General features: G+C 41.5%; 17 protein-coding genes. All 17 read right to left on the minus strand.

The genetic code is table 11. The features are described 5' to 3' along the window. Positions 1 to 8: 8 nt before the first annotated feature. From MHH23_RS13115 to flgG, 17 genes are read right to left on the minus strand one after another with little or no spacing between them, the layout of a single operon-like run. Positions 9 to 470 (minus strand): chemotaxis protein CheW, encoded by a 462-nt coding sequence (locus tag MHH23_RS13115; protein WP_007499568.1) that lies wholly within the window; start codon positions 468 to 470, stop codon positions 9 to 11. Between the two features lie 24 nt (positions 471 to 494). Continuing rightward, entirely contained in the window at positions 495 to 2522 is a 2028-nt protein-coding gene (locus MHH23_RS13120; protein ID WP_024720362.1) for a chemotaxis protein CheA, read from the minus strand. A gap of 5 nt (positions 2523 to 2527) precedes the next feature. Then, a complete protein-coding gene (locus tag MHH23_RS13125; RefSeq protein ID WP_008344775.1) occupies positions 2528 to 3610 on the minus strand; it encodes a protein-glutamate methylesterase/protein-glutamine glutaminase in 1083 nt (360 codons plus the stop codon). Continuing rightward, positions 3607 to 4512 carry a MinD/ParA family protein gene (locus MHH23_RS13130; protein WP_340959638.1) on the minus strand — a complete coding sequence of 302 codons (906 nt, stop codon included), beginning with the start codon at positions 4510 to 4512 and terminating at the stop codon, positions 3607 to 3609. The genes MHH23_RS13125 and MHH23_RS13130 overlap by 4 nt, the downstream gene beginning before the upstream one ends. After that, positions 4509 to 5627 carry a flagellar biosynthesis protein FlhF gene (gene flhF, locus MHH23_RS13135; protein WP_039166667.1) on the minus strand — a complete coding sequence of 373 codons (1119 nt, stop codon included), beginning with the start codon at positions 5625 to 5627 and terminating at the stop codon, positions 4509 to 4511. Before flhF ends, MHH23_RS13130 begins: the two co-directional genes overlap by 4 nt. Beyond that, entirely contained in the window at positions 5627 to 7660 is a 2034-nt protein-coding gene (gene flhA / locus MHH23_RS13140) for a flagellar biosynthesis protein FlhA (protein WP_045034262.1), read from the minus strand. The genes flhF and flhA overlap by 1 nt, the downstream gene beginning before the upstream one ends. 29 nt (positions 7661 to 7689) lie before the next feature. Beyond that, positions 7690 to 8778 carry a flagellar biosynthesis protein FlhB gene (gene flhB, locus MHH23_RS13145; protein WP_041507303.1) on the minus strand — a complete coding sequence of 363 codons (1089 nt, stop codon included), beginning with the start codon at positions 8776 to 8778 and terminating at the stop codon, positions 7690 to 7692. Beyond that, a complete protein-coding gene (gene fliR / locus MHH23_RS13150) occupies positions 8775 to 9554 on the minus strand; it encodes a flagellar biosynthetic protein FliR (protein ID WP_007499578.1) in 780 nt (259 codons plus the stop codon). Before fliR ends, flhB begins: the two co-directional genes overlap by 4 nt. Before the next feature lie 6 nt (positions 9555 to 9560). Continuing rightward, positions 9561 to 9830, minus strand: coding sequence for a flagellar biosynthesis protein FliQ (fliQ, locus tag MHH23_RS13155; RefSeq protein WP_003211206.1), 270 nt, complete (start codon positions 9828 to 9830; stop codon positions 9561 to 9563). 16 nt (positions 9831 to 9846) lie between these two features. Then, the gene (fliP, locus tag MHH23_RS13160; RefSeq protein ID WP_007499580.1) at positions 9847 to 10512 is read right to left on the minus strand and encodes a flagellar type III secretion system pore protein FliP; all 666 of its coding nucleotides are present in this window, start codon (positions 10510 to 10512) and stop codon (positions 9847 to 9849) included. After that, entirely contained in the window at positions 10505 to 11164 is a 660-nt protein-coding gene (fliZ, locus tag MHH23_RS13165) for a flagella biosynthesis regulatory protein FliZ (RefSeq protein WP_024720357.1), read from the minus strand. Before fliZ ends, fliP begins: the two co-directional genes overlap by 8 nt. Before the next feature lie 18 nt (positions 11165 to 11182). Beyond that, entirely contained in the window at positions 11183 to 11545 is a 363-nt protein-coding gene (locus tag MHH23_RS13170) for a response regulator (protein WP_007499584.1), read from the minus strand. A 27-nt stretch (positions 11546 to 11572) separates the two neighbouring features. Next, on the minus strand, positions 11573 to 12694 hold the full coding sequence (fliY, locus tag MHH23_RS13175; RefSeq protein ID WP_007499588.1) for a flagellar motor switch phosphatase FliY: 1122 nt from the start codon (positions 12692 to 12694) through the stop codon (positions 11573 to 11575). Further along, positions 12684 to 13682, minus strand: a complete 999-nt coding sequence (gene fliM / locus MHH23_RS13180) for a flagellar motor switch protein FliM (RefSeq protein ID WP_008354483.1) — start codon at positions 13680 to 13682, stop codon at positions 12684 to 12686. The genes fliY and fliM overlap by 11 nt, the downstream gene beginning before the upstream one ends. A 32-nt stretch (positions 13683 to 13714) precedes the next feature. Beyond that, positions 13715 to 14143, minus strand: coding sequence for a flagellar basal body-associated protein FliL (gene fliL, locus MHH23_RS13185; protein WP_007499592.1), 429 nt, complete (start codon positions 14141 to 14143; stop codon positions 13715 to 13717). Continuing rightward, positions 14140 to 14355, minus strand: a complete 216-nt coding sequence (locus tag MHH23_RS13190; RefSeq protein WP_340959640.1) for a flagellar FlbD family protein — start codon at positions 14353 to 14355, stop codon at positions 14140 to 14142. Before MHH23_RS13190 ends, fliL begins: the two co-directional genes overlap by 4 nt. A 37-nt stretch (positions 14356 to 14392) precedes the next feature. Further along, positions 14393 to 15184: a flagellar basal body rod protein FlgG gene (gene flgG / locus MHH23_RS13195; protein WP_017359086.1), complete on the minus strand. Its 792-nt coding sequence runs from the start codon at positions 15182 to 15184 to the stop codon at positions 14393 to 14395. Positions 15185 to 15187 lie beyond the last annotated feature (3 nt).

A 15187-nucleotide genomic window follows, 5' to 3' on the forward strand; every position in this document is an offset into this window, starting at 1 on the left:
CATCCCCCTTAATGAACAGGTGCATCTTGCACGCTCTTGTCGAGGACCGCACCAGCATGAATGATATTGAATAGACGCTGATCATGCTTAATAATTCCTGTCACCCATGACAGTCCTTCTTTTTCAGCTGTATCAGTAGAAGATTCTACCTCTTCCTGATGAACAGTAATGACATCATTTGCTTCATCAACAATCCAGCCGACTTCAATGTCACCAACTTGTACAATAATCATTCTTGTTTCGTCTGTAATCTCGTTGTCAGTTGATCCAAGTCTCACTCTAAGGTCAATGACAGGTGTCACGACACCACGTAGATTAATGACACCGCATATATAAGGGGCAACGCCAGGAACTCTTGTCGGCTGCTGCCATTTTTCAATGGACTTTACTTCTGATACTGAAATGGCGTATTCTTTTTTGTTTACGATAAACACAATCATCTTTTCGCCAGTTTTGATATCTGTACTCATTTCAGACCGCTCCTCTATTGTTTTTTACTTAATCAGTGCATTACAGTCAACGATGAGTGCAACCTGACCGTCACCTAAGATTGTTGCGCCTGATATCGCAAATACGTTTGGTAGGTAATCTCCAAGTGATTTCAATACAACCTCTTGCTGACCGATAAACGAATCGACCACAAATGCTGTTAGCTTGTCTCCTTTACGGACAACAATAATGTGCAGTTCTTCTTCTAAATCATTCGCATTTGGTACGTTGAACTGTTTCTTCAAGTACACAACCGGTACGATAAATCCACGGAAATCAATGACTTCACGATCATGCGTTTGAAGGATGTCACTCTTCTTAATGACAGCTGTTTCTATAATAGAAGAAATCGGAATAGCAAATGTTTCTTCCTCTAGTTTCACAAGAAGTACGGAAATGATCGATAATGTGAGTGGAAGCTGAATTGAGAACAGTGAGCCTTGACCTTCTGTTGAGTTAATACTCACAGAACCACCTAATGATTCCAGCTTGTTTTTCACAACGTCAAGACCTACACCCCGGCCCGAGATATCAGAAATCGTATCCGCTGTAGAGAACCCTGCTGCAAAGATCAATGAATCAATTTGGTGATCTTCAAGCGTTTCCGCTTCTCTTTCTGTAATAACTCCGCGCTCTAATGCTTTTTCAAGGACCTTTTTACGGTTAATCCCGCCGCCATCATCTTCTACTTCAATGAAGACATGGTTTCCGCTATGATATGCTTTTAAAAGAACAGTTCCTTTTTCTGGTTTGCCTTTTTTCACACGTTCTTCTGGTGATTCAATCCCGTGATCGAGACTGTTTCTAAGTAAGTGTAAGAGCGGATCGCCAATTTCATCGATCACTGTTCGATCAAGCTCTGTCTCAGCACCTTCAATGATCAGTTCAATTTTCTTATTGAGCTCTTTCGTCAATTGACGAATCATACGTGGGAATCTGTTAAACACCGTTTCTACAGGCACCATTCTCATGTTCAAGATGATCGATTGCAGGTCTCCAGAAATACGGGACATTCTTTCCACTGTATCCGTGAGTTCGTTGTTTTCAAGTTCTTTAGCAATCTGTTCTAAACGTCCTCTATCAATGACAAGCTCTTCAAACAGGTTCATAAGCGAATCTAGACGATCGATGTTGACACGGATCGTTTTCGTTCCGCCGGCAGCTGCACCGTTATTGCCATTTGCTTTTGGCGCATCGTTTGCTGGCGCTTTAGCAGCAGGAGCTGCGACTTCTTCATTTTTCTGCTCAGGTTTCTCTGCTTTTGTTTCAGCCGGAGCCGCTTCTTCAAAGGCAGAGACTTCAGAAATCTCCACTTGTTCAACCTCTGAGATCGCTGTCACGATTTTTTTCACTTCTTCCATCGGCTGTTTCGATAAGTAAGAAATGCTGAATTCAGATTCAAAATCTTCTGATTCTAAAAGTTCTGCATTCGGAACCGTTTTGACAACTTCTCCTGCTTCGTTCAGTCTTTCAAAAATCATATAGACACGAACGGCTTTTAATAAGCATGCGTCACTTAATGTCACGTTCAGCTCATAACATTTAAAGCCTTGTTCTCTCGCTTCATCAAGAACTGTTCGTTCAAATTCGTTATAGTCTAGGTCGCTTGCAGCTGATGATGCTTCAGCAGTCTCAACGGCAGAGGCTGTTTCTGCATGGCTTCCTGTCACATCTAGTTTTTTACTAATCTCCGTGACATCACGTTTTCCATCCCCGCCCTCTGCAATCGATTGAACCATTGCTTCAAGGTGATCGAGTGCTTCAAACATCGTATCCATTGATTCAGGAGTGACAATCATTTGTTCGTTTCTGATGGCATCAAACATGTTTTCTAAATGATGTGTTAATTGAGCCATATCATCAAAGCCCATCGTTGCACTCATGCCTTTCAGTGTATGAGCGGCTCTGAATATATCATTCACTAGCTGCAAGTCTGTTGGGTTCTTTTCTAATTCAAGAAGTTTTTCATTACAAGTTTGTAAGTGTTCTCTGCTTTCATCTAAAAAGATATCTAAGTATTGGTTTACATCCAACGTGTTCACGCCCTCTCTTTTTTCATGGAGCTTATAATTGCATGTGCGATGTCATCCACATGCCTTGTTTCATGTGCAAGGCCTGCTTTAATGACTGATTTAGGCATTCCGAAAACAACACATGATTCTTCTTTTTCTGCAATGACTTTTGTATGACCGCTTGCGACCATTTTTTTGACACCTTCTGTGCCATCACTACCCATTCCTGTCATAATGACAGCGATTTTCTCGTAACCTTTTATGTTGCTGATGGATTCAAATAAATAGTTAACAGAAGGTTTGTGACGGCTGTCAGTGTCTTCTGGGGACAGCCTGATCACTAAAGCTGCCCCTTGTTCATGAAGTGACATATTCAATCCACCAGGAGCTATGTAAGCCACTCCATTTTTAGCGATGTCTCCATCTTGAGCTTCTTTGATCGTAATTTGTGATAAATGATCTAATCTAGTAGCCAGCGATGCCGTAAATCCTGCCGGCATATGCTGCACAATCAAAATCGGCGCCTCTATGTCTTTTGGCAGCTTCGTGACGACTCGTTGAAGCGCCCTAGGCCCTCCCGTAGAAGTTCCGATTGAAATAATCTTTCGGAGTGATGAACCGCTTCTTACTTCTTGCAGACGGGGAGCGGCCGCTGGAATTGGACTTGGCGGCTTCATGAACGGCTTAGGAGAAACTTGTTTCTCAGTACGTTTCCTCGACAGGCCTGCCGCAAGTACCCGCTCTACAATTTGACCTCTTACTTTGTGTAAATCGAGCGAAATACTTCCTGAAGGCTTTGTCACAAAGTCAAAAGCACCGAGTTCTAAGCAATGGATGGTTAATTCCTTCCCTTGCTTCGTCTGGCTTGACACCATAATCACAGCAAGGTCGTGTTCAGCCAGAATTTGTTTTAATGCTTCTGTTCCATTTAGAACAGGCATTTCCACATCAAGTGTGACAACATCTGGATTCAATTCCTTAATCCGCTTTAAGGCATCTTCTCCATTTCGCGCCGTTCCGACGACTTCAATTTCTTGCTCGGCACTTAGGAAATCACTGATGAGTTTTCTCATAAAAGCCGAGTCATCTACTACAAGCACTCTAATCATGAGTCCACCTTCCTCCTTTTAAAAAAAGAGGACAACTTATCTATAAACGTATGCTGCTCTCTCCGTGCCGCTCTTATCTGCTGATGATACAGTGTTTCAGCCAGCATTTTAATGGTTTTACTTAGCCTTGAATGAGGCTGCTTCATATAAAATGGAATTTGTTCAGTGACTGCTTTAGGAACAGCAGGATCATCAGGCACCGCCCCAGCAAACACAAGCTTTCGGTGTAGAAATGACGTCACCACTCCTGCTAATTTCCGGTACGTTTCAGATCCTTCCGAAGGGGTTTTACACCGGTTGACGATGATTTGAACAGACTGTTCAAACTGATGAATGGCTAAGTGCTTAATTGCGCTGTAGGCATCCATGATGGATGTTGGTTCTGGCGTTGTCACAACGACCACCTCTCCTGCCGATAAGACAAAAGGGAGTTGATCTTTTGACAAGCCTGCACCCATATCAAAGAATATACAATCAAAGTCATTCAATATTTTCTCCATCTCTTCTAAAAAGAACGACCATTGATCTTTGTCTAAAGAAAACAGCTGTTCAAGCCCGCTTCCGCCAGAAATGTAATACAGATTGTCCGTTCCTTTTGTCATAGCCGCTTGGAAGGATTTTTTTCTAACAAGCACATCTAATATAGAGCTAGTCGATGTTTTCCCTAGTAAAATATCAATATTCCCCATGCCAAAGTCGAGGTCGATGATGAGCACTTGCTTGCCCGTACTTGCGATAGACAGTGCCATATTCAGCGTTAAATTCGATTTACCTACTCCGCCTTTACCGCTCATGACAGCAATGGTTTTCGCCTGTCCATTCGCATGAAGAGTGTTCGGTACAATCAGTTGATTCTGCTGAACAAGCTTTCTTAAACCTTCGGCTTGGTCAGGCTTCATCATTGTAAGACCATCCTTGTCAAATCAAGGGGGGAACTCTCAAGAATATCCTCAGGTACATTTTGACCATTTGTTAAAAACCCGAGCCCGATTTGAGATTCTGCAATGATTTGAAAGATCGTTCCCATCGTGTCTGTTTCATCAACTTTAGTAAAAATAAATTGATCGATTGGAACGTGTTCAAAACGTTTGACCATGGCTTTCATATCTTGATATTTCGATGTCGCACTCATGACGAGAAAACTTTGAATGCTTTCATCAAATGGAATGATATCTGTCAGCTCTTTGATGTACGCCTCTTCTTTAAAGTTACGGCCTGCTGTATCGATGAAAATATGATCATAGTCTTTAAAGGTCTGCTGTGCTTTCACAAAGTCCTCTCTTGAATAACAAACCTCAAGAGGTGCATTCAGCAGTTCAGCATATGTTTTTAGTTGTTCAATCGCGGCAATCCGGTACGTATCTGTTGTGATAAAAGCAATTTTCTTTTGCTGCTGAATAGCCGTTTTCGCAGCCAGCTTTGCAATCGTTGTGGTTTTACCAGCACCAGTTGAACCAAACAACACAATGTATTTCGAACGAATCATCGGCTCATCAGAAGTGTGAGCCGGCAGCATCCCTGTGAGTAGTTTTTCAAGTTCTTTTTCAATCTGCTCTTCTTTCACAGCACCTTTTGTTAAAAGACCCTTTAAGCACTCATCTCGAATCTCAGCATCAAGACCTTGATCCTTTAGCTTTTGATCCATTTTCATGAGAGAATCCGGCAAGATCCCGGCATGGCGTTCGTTTCTTGCATATTCTATAGGCTGAGAATGAGAAGGCGCTGCTTTGACTGCTTGAGCAGCAGCCGGCAGCTCTTGTGTAAGGTGTTGAGTCTGCTCCTTTTTCGGTAACACCGGGATAGGCGCAGCTGCTGGTTGTAATCCTTTACCGGCTCTTTCTTCAAAATCTTGATCCAGCACTGCAATCACTTCGACCATTTGCTGTTTCTTTAAACCGAACAGCTTTCGTTTGACAACGGTTTTCGAATTTAATATGACGGCATCCTTCCCAAGCTGCTGCCTGATTTGGATCGTTGCCTCCTGCATAGAATTCGCTGTGATTTTTTTCATTTTCATTAGATATCCACCACTCCGATGCTCTGTACTTCCACATTTGCTTCTAGTTCGTTATAAGATAGTACCGGTAATTCTGGGAAATATCTTTCTAACAACTGTTTGACGTACATTCTTATAGGAGGTGAGCATAATAGAACCGGCGTTTCCTGACGAAGCGAAAGCTGTTCAATTTCTCTCGCCACTGATTGAATCACACTTTCAGAGGATTCTGGATCTAACGATAAGTAGTTCCCATGCTCTGTTTGCTGCACGCTGTCTGCAATCACCTTTTCGACTCGGCCTGAGCATGTCACGACTTTCAGTGATTCATTTTCTCTTGCATACTGTGCAGTAATCTGTCTTGCAAGTGCCTGTCTAACATACTCTGTTAGCAAGTCTGTATCAGTCGTTAATTTTCCGTAGTCTGCAAGGGTCTCAAAAATGGTCACAAGATTTCGAATGGAGACCTTTTCTTTCAGAAGCTTTGCAAGTACTTTTTGGATATCCCCGACTGCTAGTGGATTCGGTGTTACCTCATCTACTAGAACTGGATAACTTTCTTTCAGATGATCGATTAATTGCTTCGTTTCTTGGCGTCCAAGCAGCTCATGGGTATTTTGTCTAATCTTCTCTGTGATGTGGGTAGACACAACAGATGCTGGATCGACCACTGTATACCCAAGCATTTCAGCCTGATCTTTTTCTGCTTCTGATATCCATTTTGCCGGCAGACCAAAGGATGGTTCGATTGTTTCAATTCCTTCAATCGGATCATCATCAGGCGTTGGAGACATCGCTAAGTAATGATCGAGCAGCAGCTCTCCTTTTGCCACTTCGTTCCCTTTTATTTTGAGCCTGTATTCATTCGGGTTCAGCGCAATGTTGTCTCGAATACGGACAACTGGAATGACAAGACCTAGTTCAAGAGCAAGCTGCCTTCTGATCATGACAATTCGGTCTAGCAGGTCTCCGCCTTGATTGGCATCTGCAAGCGGGATCAACCCGTAGCCAAATTCAAATTCAATGGCATCCATTTGCAGGAGATGAATGACGCTTTCTGGACTTTTCATCTCTTCTACCTCTGCCTGTTCTTCCAGTACTTCTTCAATCTCTTCTTGATCCTGTTTGTTTTTCGACATCATGTACGCACCGAGTGCAAGTAAACCTGCGATCGGCCCTGTCAAAAGTACGCCAATTGGCGTAAACAATCCAAGCAGGAAGATCGTACCTGCTGTGACATAAAGCATGGCAGGGAAGGCAAAGAGCTGACCCGTAATGTCTGAACCAAGGTTTCCGTTAGAAGCCGCTCTCGTGACAACAATCCCTGTCGCTGTTGAAATAAGAAGTGCAGGGATCTGCGACACAATTCCATCCCCCACTGTTAAAAGAGTAAAGTGGGAAGCTGATTCTTGAATTGACATTCCTTGCTGAATCATCCCAATAATGATGCCAAAAATAATATTGATAATGACGATAATAATACCTGCGATGGCATCCCCTTTAACGAACTTACTTGCACCATCCATTGCACCATAAAAGTCTGCTTCTCTTGCTACTTTTTCACGGCGGTTTCTAGCTTCACTTTCTGTCAGCATTCCTGCATTCAAATCTGCGTCAATACTCATCTGTTTACCTGGCATCGCATCGAGTGTAAATCTGGCCGCAACCTCTGATACACGCTCTGCCCCTTTGGTGATGACAATAAACTGAATGATGATCAGAATAAGGAAGACAACCAGACCAACGAGTATATTGCCCCCAACAACAAATGATCCAAACGTTTCTACAACCTTACCAGCATCTCCAGTTGATAAAATAGAACGGGTTGTAGAGATGTTAAGCCCTAAACGAAACAGTGTTAAGAGCAAAAGCAAAGATGGAAAAATGGAAAATTGCAGTGGTTCTTGCATGTTCATTGTGGTGAGAAGCACGATAAGCGCAAGAGAAATATTAATAATGATTAAAATACTTAATAGGATGGGCGGAAACGGTATGACCAGCATCGCCACGATTAAAATAACACTGAATAAAACAGATAAATCTCTTGCTGACATGCCTGTTCTCTCCTTTTAAAACCAAAAATTCATAAAATCTTTTGTTTCGTTTTATATACGTAAGCCAAAATTTCTGCGATCGCCTTAAAATACTCTTCCGGCACCGCTTGGTCGATATCCACTTGATCATAGAGGGCGCGGGCGAGTGGCCGGTTCTCTACAGTCATGACATCATGTTCTTTCGCAATTGTTCTAATTTTCAAAGCCAAAATATCTGTTCCCTTTGCTACAACATAGGGCGCGTCCATCTTTTCTTCGTCATATTTCAAGGCAATTGCGTAGTGGGTCGGGTTTGTAATGATGACGTCCGCTTTTGGGACTTCCTGCATCATCCGTCTCATGGCCATTTCCCTTTGCCGCTGTTTAATTTTTGATTTTATGAGCGGGTCACCCTCTGATTTTTTATACTCATCTTTGATGTCTTGTTTAGACATCCGTAAGTTTTTTTCATAATCAAATTTCTGATACATGTAATCAAGCCCTGCTAAGATCATGAGAGCACCTGCTGCATATAGACCCATAATCAAGGTCATATTTGCCACGAAATGAAGAGTTTCCTCTGCTGTTAATAAAGGAAGCCTCAGGATATCGTCAAAGTGCATCCAAAGTGCAATAAATGTAGCAAAACCAATTAAACCAATTTTCAAAATGGATTTTAATAGCTCTACGAGGGCTCGAATACTGTATATTCGTTTAAACCCTTTGATTGGATCGAGTTTTTCTAATTTCGGTTTGATTACTTCTGTCGAAAAGAGAAAGCCAACCTGCAAATAGTTACTAATGATCCCTGCCAGCATACCAACACCAAGGATTGGCATGAGGAGGAGTCCTGTTTCCTGAAGCAATTCCACAAATAGTTGATGAATATTAGATGTGCTAACCTTCATTAGCATCGTTGTTGAATAAAAACGTTCAATGAGCGCAATAATACGCTCTTTCATAAAAGGCCCAATAAAAAAGAATGATAAAAAGATTAGTAGAAATGAGATGGCTGTATTGACGTCGGTACTTTTGGCAACCTGCCCTTTTTTACGTGAATCCCGTCTTTTTTTCGGTGTTGCTTTTTCTGTTTTTTCACCTGCGAAAAATTGCAAGTCGAGTCTAAGTCTTGTCGTCATGACGAACCACCGACCAATGCTAAGAAATTCCTCATGGTGAGCACAATCGTTTCAAATGTATTTTGGACGACCCCGAAGATGACACCCATACAAATGATGATCATAATAAAACTCACGCCCATTTTAATGGGAAGTCCAACGACAAATACGTTCATTTGCGGAACTGTACGTGCCACAATTCCTAATGCCAAATCGACTAAAAACAAACTAGCCACAACAGGTGCTGAGATTTGAAAGGCTATGATGAACATTTGGTTGAAGCTCTTTGCAATAAAGTAAGCAAAGGATTCACTACCGAAGTTCAGCGCATACTGATCAACTTGAATATATTGAAAGCTGTAATAGATTCCATCAAGCAGCAAGTGATGAGCATTTGTTGCCAGCATCAGCAGCAAGGTCACCGTATAAAAAAACTGCCCCATCAGCGGCGTTTGCGCCCCTGTTTGTGGATCAATAATATTGGCAATCGCAAAACCCATTTGAAAATCGATGAATGAGCCGGCAATTTGAACTGCGGACACCATGATATATGCAATCAGTCCAAGCAGAAGTCCGACCATTGCTTCTTTCACGGCAAGCATCATGTAAAGACCGTCGATATCGAGTGCTGGCGGTTCTTTAATTGTGCTAAAACTAATGACAGCCAAAAACAGTGAAAAACCAACTCTGTGAACTGCTGGTATCGTTCGATGCGCTAATAGCGGCACTGTCACGAAAAAAGCGGTGATCCGAATGAAAACGAGAAGAAAGGCAGGAAATAATTCTATGATTGACATCTCTGATTAACCTGCAAATCGATCTAAATTCGAGAACAGCTCTGTTGTAAATGACACAATTGTTGAAAGCATCCACGGACCAAACACAACAAGTCCAATGAGCACTGCAACAATTTTTGGAATGAACGCAAGCGTCTGTTCTTGGATTTGGGTTGTCGCCTGAAACACACTGACAATTAGTCCCACGATTAGTGCGAGCGCTAGAAGCGGCCCGCTGACAAGTAATACAACATACACTGATCTTTCAGCCATCGTAATGACAAATTCTGAACTCATGTTTTAAGCACCTACTCTAAAAGCTTTGCAGCAAAGATTTAACAATCAAATACCATCCATCAACTAATACAAATAACAATATTTTGAAAGGGAGCGATATCATAACCGGCGGAAGCATCATCATCCCCATCGACATCAGGACACTTGCGACCACCATGTCAATAATTAAAAATGGAATAAAAATCATAAAACCAATTTGAAATGCCGTCTTTAATTCTGAAATTGCAAATGCTGGTACCATCGCCGTTAAGGGAATATCTTTAATCGATTCAGGGGTATCCATTTTTGCGTAACTAAGAAATAAAGCCAAATCTTTCTGTCTCGTATGTTTACTCATAAACTCTTTAATTGGCACTTCGGCTTTTTCATAGGCCTGATTTAACGTAATATCATCATTTAAAAGCGGCGTGAGTGCCTCTTTATTAATCTCTGAGAACGTGGGTGCCATAATAAAAAATGTGAGAAACAAAGCAAGTCCTACAAGCACTTGGTTTGGCGGCATTGAGTTGGTTGCAAGTGATGTTCTGACGAACGAAAGAACAATCACAATCCGTGTAAAACAGGTCATTAAAATAAGAATGCCTGGTGCAACTGAAAATACAGTTAACAATAAAAGAAGACGGACAGATGTGCTAATATTCCCTGCGCCACTGGAATTAAATAAATCGATAAACTCATTCATTTTGTTTCGGGCCTTTCTTTCTGACTTCTGATTGGGTCTTTTTCAATTCGGCTAGCTGCGCCTTTAAATTGGCTGAAAAAGAAGAAGTGGTCGGCTGATCGTGTTTCTTCACTTGCGATGTTAATTTTTGCATCATTTTCGGTAAGTCAGTCTTACTTTCCATCGCTTCTTCGTATTGTTTCACAATCGCTTCGCATTCTTGTTCATCATCGATTTCTTTTAGTAGCTGGATTGAGTCTGCTACGCCGACAACTAATACTCGTTTGCCCACTTTGATCAGCTGAACTGAACGATTTTGACCAACCGTCGTTCCGCCAATATTTTCAACATAGCGAAATGGCTTGAGTAAGCGGTTTTGCTTTCCAACAAATCTCACCAATCCGTAAATGAGCAGGATGACAAAAAGTAAGGCACCAATCATTTTGACAAAATCCATAATGGAGACAGAAGAAGAGGGAACTTCTTCTGCCGGATTCGTTTGATTGTCAGTGGTTTTCTTTTCTGTATCCTTTTTGCTTTCTTTCTCATCTTTGAGCCAGTCATTCACTGTGCCATTTTCAGGATCTTTTGTTTCAGCAAACAGTGAGGCTGGCTGCGCTGTCAAGAAAAGCATAAAACTGATCATTGCTATACATATCAAACGTTTTTTCAACAAGTCTTACACCCTTTTTTAGCCTAACGTTTTATTAATTGCTTCAAGTACACGGTCTGCCTGGAATGGCTTCACGATAAAGTCTTTTGCACCTGCTTGAATGGCATCAATAACCATTGATTGTTGTCCCATCGCTGAGCACATAATGATTTTTGCAGAAGCATCGATTTGTTTAATTTCTTTTAATGCTGTGATCCCGTCCATTTCTGGCATTGTGATATCCATTGTGACTAGATCAGGAGATGTTTCTTTATATTTTTCAACAGCTTGTGCGCCGTTTTCTGCTTCTCCTACTACATCAAATCCGTTTTTTACAAGAATATCCTTAATCATCATTCTCATGAATGCTGCATCATCTACGATTAATACCTTAGTAGCCATTTACTTATTCTCTCCCTATATGTTTGTTTATTTTAAATTAGAAAGTCTTTCAGACTGACTTAAAATGTCAGTCACACGTACACCAAAGTTCTCATCAATGACAACAACTTCTCCTTTGGCGACGATTCGTTTGTTGACCAGAATGTCGACTGGCTCACCTGCAAGTTTGTCCAGTTCAATGATACTTCCAGCGGAAAGTTCAAGTACTTCTTTCACACTGCGCTGCGTTCTTCCAAGCTCCACTGTAATGGAAAGTGGAATATCCATCAGCATATCAAGATTACCGAGCTGACTTGTTGTATGCTGAGGCTCACTAAATGCCTCAAATTCAACTGGCGCCACATTGACTGGTTCTGCCGGCTTTGGCTTCGCCTGTCTTTTCGGCGGTGCCGATTGCTGCATAGGAGCAGATTGTGCTTGCGGAGCAGCCTGCTGTGGTTCAGGTGCACTCTGAGGTGCTTCTTGAACCGGCTCTTCTTCCGCTGGGTCTGTTAATTCTGCAATCAAATCTTTCGCAAACGTAATAGGGTAAAGCTGCATAATATTTGAATCTATGAGTTCACCTATTGTTAATCTAAAGGACACTTTGACAAGCATCTCTTCAGCTGGAATGCGGTCTGTGCCTTCTCCTTCTTTCACATCAAGCAACTCAACGCGAGGCGGAGAAATATCAATCTTTTTATTAAAGACTGTTGACATGGACGTCGCTGCTGAACCCATCATTTGGTTCATCGCTTCTTGTACTGCACTTAAGTGAATTTCACTTAACGACGGGTCAGCATTTGTTCCATCTCCGCCCATCATTAAATCCGCAATGACTGCCGCATCGGTTTGCTGGATGACAAGCAGGTTACTAGCGCTGAAGCCTTCCGTATAATTCACTTCAATCGCGACATACGGATGAGGAAATTCCTCATTCAGCTTGCTTTTTTGAATCACTGTGACAGTTGGAGTTGTAATCTCCACTTTTTGACTTAATAGGGTTGAAAGTGCTGTTGCAGAGCTTCCAAATGATATATTTCCGATTTCCCCAATGGCATCTTGTTCCATTGCAGAAAGGAGTGTATCAGGCTCTATATCGTCATTGCTGCCTCCTTTAAGGAGCGCATCGATTTCATCTTGTGATAATTTACTTCCGTTATTCTCCATCTTCTTCACCTCTTATGTCGTGATCTAGAATTTGAATCGCCTGTTTCCGATTCACGCGGCCGGCCTGTCCCAAGAATTTCGGTTTATTTCCGACCATAACAGTAAGAGGCGCATTTACTGGTTTGTCCAAGGCAATACAATCACCAATTTCCAAATTCAAAAACTCTTCCACCGTCATTTCCGATTGTCCAAGCTCTGCGACTACCGGTATTTTCGCCGTCATAATCCGTTTTTCAATGGCCTTTGTTTCTTCTTGTTTCGGTTCATTTCGTTCAGATTGCATCCAGTAGTGTACAGACAGCTTCGGAATAATAGGCTCTAATACTACGTGAGGAATACAGAGGTTAATAACCCCGCTTACCTCACCAATTTGTGTATTAAGAGAAATGACGACAACTGTTTCATTTGGTGACACCATTTGAACAAACTGGGGATTTACCTCGAAATCTGCCATTTCTGGCTCGATGTCGGTTATGGACTGCCACGCTTCTCTGTAGTTTTCCAAAGCTCCCTCAAACATGTTTGAGATAATCTTTGTTTCGATTTCTGTCAGTGATTCTGTCTTATTATGACTAATGCCAATCCCGCCCATCAGCCTATCCATCATGGCATAGCCAATCGTTGGGTTCACTTCAAGCATGATTCTTCCTTCAAGCGGGCTGACGTAAAATAAGTTTAATAATGTCATATTAGGAATCGAACGAATAAATTCTTCATATGGCACTTGGTCAACCGAGCTGACAGAAATTTGAATATATGATCTTAGCTGCGCTGAAAAGTGTGTGGTAAGCAGTCTAGCGAAGTTATCATGAATTCTTGTTAAACTTCGAATCTGGTCTTTTGAAAAGCGCAGTGCACGTTTAAAGTCATACACTTTCACTTTTTTCGTCGTTTCTTCTTTTTTCAGCTCTTCTGCATCCATTTCGCCTGTTGATATGGCGGATAATAATGCGTCGATCTCATTCTGGGAAAGCACTTCTCCTGACATTTCTTCACCTCCATCTTGTCAATTAATCGCCTCTATTGCAGATTAAAGGAGGTTATATAAACTTCTTTCACCTTGCCATCTTGCAAATAGTTATTCACTTTGTTTTTGACCTGTGTTTTAAAATGTTCTCTGCCTTTTTTGCCATCAAGTTCATCTGCATTCGTGTCTGATAAAATGTCAATCACGGCATCTTTCACTTGGAAGCTTCTTTTTTCAAGCTCTTCTTTGGCTTTTTCTGAATCAGTTTCAATATTTAGTACAAGTTTAACCGCATTTCCTTCAGATTTTAAATTGGTCACAATCTCAGGAATTTCAACAGAAGCTTTTACGACTTCATCTGCTGTTGGCTCTTTTTCTGCTTTTGCTTCGTCTGACCCATTCACCAGAAAGACAATACCTGCTCCAATTCCGACGATAGCAATAATCATGATTAGCATTACTACGACTAATTTCTTCTTCATTCAAACTCCTCTATTCCTTGATTCAATGAAATGACTTGGATTTTTCTATAGAAAGAAATGATTTTCTCCTGAAGCTGATCTTCATCTTCTTTCACAACGAATTTCTTTCCATTGGCGAGTGTAATGGTCGTGTCTGGAAAGCTTTCGATTTGCTCGATATGGAGAGCGTTGAGCATAAACCCTTTGCCATTTAATCTTGTCACTTCAATCATATTGAGCAGAGAAGCGATAAATCGCTCCCCCTACCTCCTATCGTTTCAGATTCACAAGTTCTTGCAGAATTTCATCAGATGTTGTGATCGTCTTTGCATTCGATTGGAATCCACGCTGTGCGATAATCATTTCTGTAAACTCGTCTGTTAAATCAACGTTTGACATTTCAAGTTTACCTGTTTGGACCACGCCCGTTCCTTGTTCACCTGGTACGATTGGATTACTTGGAGCACCTGAGCTTAACGTTTGGCGGTAAAGGTTGTCACCAACTTTGTCTAGCCCTCCTGCGTTACGGAAAGATACGAGTGATATTTGACCAACGGTTCTTGATACATTGTTTTCAACAACCGAAATCGTTCCATCTGGACCAACACTTACACTTGAAACACCGTCTGGAATCGTTATCTTTTGTCCATTCATTCCAAGTAGATAATTTCCATCAGGGGTGACTAAGCTTCCCTCTGAATCAGTGTCGAAATTTCCTGTTCTTGTATAAAGAACTTCTCCTTGAACTTCAATACGGAAAAACCCATCTCCATTGATATAGAAGTCGTAAGGTTCATTTGTATTTTGAGAAGATCCCGCTGACATGATTTTATCGATTGAAGATAAAGATGACCCTAAACCAATTTGCTTTGAGTTGATTGAACCAGAGTTGTTCGTTGGCCCACCAGAACTTCCAATGGTTTGGCTGACCATATCTTTAAAAGTGATACGGCTTTTTTTGTATCCGTGTGTGTTGACGTTGGCTACGTTGTTGGCTACAACATCTAATTTTGATTGGAAGTTTTTCATTCCACTAATTCCTGAGTAAAGTGAGCGTAACATTTA

It is taken from the genome of Bacillus sp. FSL K6-3458, assembly GCF_038005045.1.
In the GTDB taxonomy this organism is placed as follows: domain Bacteria; phylum Bacillota; class Bacilli; order Bacillales; family Bacillaceae; genus Bacillus; species Bacillus altitudinis.

What these genes read in the sequence shown, in the direction of transcription:
- MHH23_RS13125 (WP_008344775.1), bottom strand. Translation starts at nt 3,610, where the DNA reads ATGATTAGAGTGCTTGTAGTAGATGACTCGGCTTTTATGAGAAAACTC.
- MHH23_RS13115 (WP_007499568.1), bottom strand. Translation starts at nt 470, where the DNA reads ATGAGTACAGATATCAAAACTGGCGAAAAGATGATTGTGTTTATCGTA.
- flgG (WP_017359086.1), bottom strand. Translation starts at nt 15,184, where the DNA reads ATGTTACGCTCACTTTACTCAGGAATTAGTGGAATGAAAAACTTCCAA.
- MHH23_RS13170 (WP_007499584.1), bottom strand. Translation starts at nt 11,545, where the DNA reads ATGGCTACTAAGGTATTAATCGTAGATGATGCAGCATTCATGAGAATG.
- MHH23_RS13190 (WP_340959640.1), bottom strand. Translation starts at nt 14,355, where the DNA reads ATGATTGAAGTGACAAGATTAAATGGCAAAGGGTTTATGCTCAACGCT.
- flhB (WP_041507303.1), bottom strand. Translation starts at nt 8,778, where the DNA reads ATGACGACAAGACTTAGACTCGACTTGCAATTTTTCGCAGGTGAAAAA.
- fliM (WP_008354483.1), bottom strand. Translation starts at nt 13,682, where the DNA reads ATGTCAGGAGAAGTGCTTTCCCAGAATGAGATCGACGCATTATTATCC.
- flhA (WP_045034262.1), bottom strand. Translation starts at nt 7,660, where the DNA reads ATGTCAGCAAGAGATTTATCTGTTTTATTCAGTGTTATTTTAATCGTG.
- fliR (WP_007499578.1), bottom strand. Translation starts at nt 9,554, where the DNA reads ATGTCAATCATAGAATTATTTCCTGCCTTTCTTCTCGTTTTCATTCGG.
- fliQ (WP_003211206.1), bottom strand. Translation starts at nt 9,830, where the DNA reads ATGAGTTCAGAATTTGTCATTACGATGGCTGAAAGATCAGTGTATGTT.
- fliL (WP_007499592.1), bottom strand. Translation starts at nt 14,143, where the DNA reads ATGAAGAAGAAATTAGTCGTAGTAATGCTAATCATGATTATTGCTATC.
- fliP (WP_007499580.1), bottom strand. Translation starts at nt 10,512, where the DNA reads ATGAATGAGTTTATCGATTTATTTAATTCCAGTGGCGCAGGGAATATT.
- flhF (WP_039166667.1), bottom strand. Translation starts at nt 5,627, where the DNA reads ATGAAAATGAAAAAAATCACAGCGAATTCTATGCAGGAGGCAACGATC.
- fliY (WP_007499588.1), bottom strand. Translation starts at nt 12,694, where the DNA reads ATGGAGAATAACGGAAGTAAATTATCACAAGATGAAATCGATGCGCTC.
- MHH23_RS13130 (WP_340959638.1), bottom strand. Translation starts at nt 4,512, where the DNA reads ATGATGAAGCCTGACCAAGCCGAAGGTTTAAGAAAGCTTGTTCAGCAG.